Source organism: Microcoleus sp. BM001215392, assembly GCF_036700185.1.
Classification (GTDB): Bacteria; Cyanobacteriota; Cyanobacteriia; order Cyanobacteriales; family Microcoleaceae; genus Microcoleus.
On sequence record NZ_JAUBOJ010000532.1, the window covers coordinates 1 to 4,012 of the forward strand.

Annotated in this window: 4 protein-coding genes; 1 reads left to right on the top strand and 3 read right to left on the bottom strand. The window is 45.7% G+C overall.

The window, feature by feature from the left end:
* Window positions 1–273: 273 nt before the first annotated feature.
* A complete protein-coding gene (locus tag QT974_RS32100; protein ID WP_333472417.1) occupies window positions 274–660 on the bottom strand; it encodes a hypothetical protein in 387 nt (128 codons plus the stop codon).
* A gap of 433 nt (window positions 661–1,093) precedes the next feature.
* Window positions 1,094–1,921 carry a 16S rRNA (adenine(1518)-N(6)/adenine(1519)-N(6))-dimethyltransferase RsmA gene (gene rsmA, locus QT974_RS32105; protein WP_333472418.1) on the bottom strand — a complete coding sequence of 276 codons (828 nt, stop codon included), beginning with the start codon at window positions 1,919–1,921 and terminating at the stop codon, window positions 1,094–1,096.
* 291 nt (window positions 1,922–2,212) lie between these two features.
* Here rsmA and galK point away from each other — a divergent pair, with 291 nt between their 5' ends.
* Window positions 2,213–3,292 carry a galactokinase gene (galK, locus tag QT974_RS32110; RefSeq protein ID WP_333472419.1) on the top strand — a complete coding sequence of 360 codons (1,080 nt, stop codon included), beginning with the start codon at window positions 2,213–2,215 and terminating at the stop codon, window positions 3,290–3,292.
* On the opposite strand, the gene QT974_RS32115 is transcribed toward galK, so the two are convergent.
* A complete protein-coding gene (locus QT974_RS32115) occupies window positions 3,282–3,656 on the bottom strand; it encodes a signal peptidase I (protein ID WP_333472420.1) in 375 nt (124 codons plus the stop codon). The genes galK and QT974_RS32115 overlap by 11 nt on opposite strands.
* Window positions 3,657–4,012: the final 356 nt, after the last annotated feature.

Genomic DNA, 4,012 nt, shown 5'->3' on the forward strand with positions numbered 1-4,012 from the left:
AATGCGGTCATGCTTCGCCCCTACGGATATATTTGCCTTGCACCAGATGCACCCGACGCACCTTAGTTAGATAAATATTTAATATTCCTAGACGCAACTACTACAATTAGGATCGTGTGTCAGTTTGCGAAACAAAAATTTTTCGTACTAACCTTAATACTGACACATCCTACAGGCTCAGTCAACCAGAAATATCGCTCGGGCCCAAAATACCGCCAGGAGTTTAAACCCCTGCCGAACCGAGGCTATAACGAGTTGAATTATGATAACTTATCACCGACTTTGCCTCTCTACAAACCTCTGAAATAGCGGTACTTGAAAACAATAACCTTCTTCAGTCACCTCCAGCAATTCCTTCTCCACAAGTCTTGACCACGAGCGAGTTTCTGCTACCGAAAACACTGGTTCATTAATTAACTTATGTAAAAACTCTCGTTCTAAATCAGTTAATTCTTGATAGCGTTCTCGAAATGCAGCCCCTCCTTGTTCCAAACTTTTGACAATCGCAGCCTGCACGTTCTTTGCTGTTAAATGGCTTTGTTTTTCCCGATTCAAACTAACATTTTCTCGGTTGATGGCATTCAGGCGATCGACAAGTACGCTACAGATCAGTTGTACGTAATAAGGCTGACACCGCGTTAAATAAATAATTTCATCCATCGCACTTTCTGTATAAATCTCAGGAAAATTATCAATCGGGTACGGAAGCCATAGAGTTTATTTGACTATAAGAAAACCGGACTCATACATTTTTGATACACTATCTGTTGGTTCGGCTACGAAAAGACTTGCAGAATGCGATTAGTGTTTTGGGGCGGCCCTATCGGTAAAAATATACAGTTTCTGGATTTTTAAGAGTTGATGAATTGGCAGAGATACTTTTAAATCTAATTTAAAAAACTCAAAATATTATTGTTGTTTGTGCCGATTTAATTCACCTCGATACTCCATAGTTTTTCTAAGAAAGCAGGTATTTGCTGCCACCACTCGCAGCATATTTCCACAATAAATCAACCTGCTTTCCGAGCCTTTACCTGCCTTAATTATGATTAAATAAGCATTAAAAAATCCCCGATCGCACCGTCGCTCAAGGCTAAACAATCTGTTCTGAAAACAAATTATTGCTCAAGTTTACCCATTGTGCCACGCTTAAATCTTCAGCACGAGATTGAGGATTTATCTGTAATTTGTCTAACAATTGAACGAGTTTATCTAAATCTACAGCTCCTTTCAAATTATTGCGCAACATCTTGCGCTTGCTGCCAAATCCCAACTTGATCAAAGTCTCTAAATAGCGCGGATTAACCGCTGGGGTTTCTATTTGTCTGGGAAGCAGTCGCACCACGGCAGAATCTACTTTTGGCGGCGGATAAAAGTCCTTTGACGGTACATCGCAAATTAATTCGCATTCTGCTAAATACTGCACCCGCACTGACAAAGCGCCAAAAGCTGTAGAACCAGGTTTAGCGTAAAGCCTTTGAGCTACTTCTTTCTGTACTAAAAGCACGATCGCCTCCAAGGGTTTTGGCGCAGGGGCGGATATGGTTCCCAGCAGTTTTTGCAGGATCGGGCCTGTGATATTATAGGGAATGTTGGCAACAACTTTATGGGGATTTTGGAATTTGGGAAACACCCTGAGTTCCGCTTCTAAATCCATTTCTAGGAAATCGCCTTGTAGCAGTAAAAAGTGGTCGGTTTTGCCGAGTTGCTTTGCGAGTTGCACGCACAAATCTCGATCGATCTCCACAGCAACAACAGACTCAGCCGCATCCAGCAACCGCCGAGTCAGAATCCCCGTACCCGGCCCGATTTCCAGGACGCGAGAACCCTCCAAATTCGCAGCTTTGACAATCTTATCTAAGGCTTTCTCGCTTTTGAGCCAATGTTGAGCAAACTGTTTCCGGGGTCTGGTCGATCGCATTTTTTGAATTTTTGCAGAAATCTTAGCGTTTCATTCTATCACAACCTCAGATTTTTTCCCAAACAAAAGTCATGTTGATTTTTGTTAACAAGGGTTGAATTCAGCAAAAAAATTGGGCACAATAAAAGGATTAACGATAAAAACTAAATTTGTTTCTCCCCAATTCCCTTGATTCACGACATGGAAGTCACGGATACACGGATAGGTGTTTTTCCCAATAACCAATAACAAATAACAAATAACAAATAACCAATTCCCAATTCCCAATTCCCAATTCCCAATTCCCCAAAAATGAACTTCCAACGAGTATTTGGTACATTACCCAAAACCCAAGCCAGCGCACCCGGAAGAGTAAATATGCTGGGCGAACACACAGACTACAACGACGGATTTGTACTTCCGACGGCAATTCCCCAACGCACAACAGTACAAATCGGCTTCAGCAGCGACACCCGACACCATTTTTATTCAGCAGAATATGACGAACTTATAAATTTTTCAGACGACGATACCATACCGCAAAAATTCGTAAGTTATATCTGCGGCTGCATCCGACTTGTAGAAAAAGAAGGACACAAAATACCGCCAATAAATCTCTACATTACCTCCAATGTGCCGATCGGCTCCGGTTTATCCAGCAGCGCCGCATTAGAAATAGCCACCCTCAGAGGGCTGCGCGCCCTGCTCAACCTCCCGCTAGACGACGTGCGCCTCGCTCAAATCGGACAGCTAGCCGAAATTCGGTATGCGGGGTTGAACTGCGGCATCATGGATCAAATGGCGTCGAGTTTAGCAGACACCCAAACAATGCTATTTCTCGACACCCGCAGCCTCGAATACCGCCCGGTACCTTTTCCCACAGGTACAGAAATTTTAGTCATTGACAGCGGGGAAAGCCACCAGCTAGCAGCCGGAAGCGGCTACAACCAACGGCGGGCTGAGTGCGAAGAATCCGCCCGCAGATTGGGCGTTAAAGCCCTTAGAGATATCACCGATCCCAAAGCAGTCGAAGTATTGCCAGAACCTCTCAAAAGTCGATCGCGCCACGTCGTCACCGAAAACAACCGCGTGCTCGAAGCAATAAAATCCTTACCAGCCGAGCGTTTCGGCGAGCTGATGAATGCTTCCCACGCCAGTATGCGCGACGACTACCAAGTGTCGGTACCCGCAGTAGACACCTTGGCGGCAATCTTGCAGTCAATCCCCGGAGTCTTCGGCGCGAGGCTGACGGGCGGAGGTTTTGGCGGTGCTTGCGTAGCCCTAGTCAAGAGCGGTAAAGTGGAGGCGATCGCCTCAGAGGCGATCGATCGCTACCAGCGGGCGGGTTATAATGGTCGCGTTTTAGTTCCCGAAGTTCAACTTAATTCTTAATTTCAGAACTATCACCCGACACCGAAGGCCACCGCACAGTCACGATCACCGAATCCTCCTCGGCCAACCAATAATGAGGCACTCCCCGGAGCCAGAGAGCATAATCTCCTTCGCGAGACAGCAAGATTTCTTGCGAAGGAAATTGCAAGCGAAACCGCCCTTTTACCAGAATAGAAAGCGTAGTTGCTGCCGCATTTACCGCCCACTGATTCCTGCAATCTCCGGCGGAGTGGACTCCCCATTTTACCTCTAACGCCGAAGTCGATCGCGCGTCATCTTCGCCCGTTATAAAGTGGCCCGCAAACCACCCGCCGCGACTTGCACCTTCAGCGCCCGCATTTCCAAAAATCACTTCAGACGACATCAGTTAATAAAAAAAAAAAATAGCAATACAAACTCAACGGTTTGTAGTAAGGACTTTAGTCCTATAGCGGTTCTCAAAAAAGTGAGGTATGCTCACGGAGGCCACGGAGGCCACGGAGGCAATGCCCAATGCCCAATGCCCTATCCCCAGTCGTACCTCATCTTTCTGAGAAAGGCTATAATTAATTTCAATGCCCAGAGAGAGGACTGAAGTCCTCACTACAAACTTGATGATTGTTATATCATGTCCGTTGAATTGCCTGCGATCGAATTTGGTCGCTGGGTGGGGCGGGTTTATAGATATTAGACTTGAATTGCATAAGTCTTCGATCGATACAGAAACCGCAGATGTCAGAC

Coding starts and splice junctions, on each gene's coding strand:
- QT974_RS32100 (WP_333472417.1), bottom strand. CDS start 660: ATGGATGAAATTATTTATTTAACGCGGTGTCAGCCTTATTACGTACAA.
- rsmA (WP_333472418.1), bottom strand. CDS start 1,921: ATGCGATCGACCAGACCCCGGAAACAGTTTGCTCAACATTGGCTCAAA.
- galK (WP_333472419.1), top strand. CDS start 2,213: ATGAACTTCCAACGAGTATTTGGTACATTACCCAAAACCCAAGCCAGC.
- QT974_RS32115 (WP_333472420.1), bottom strand. CDS start 3,656: ATGTCGTCTGAAGTGATTTTTGGAAATGCGGGCGCTGAAGGTGCAAGT.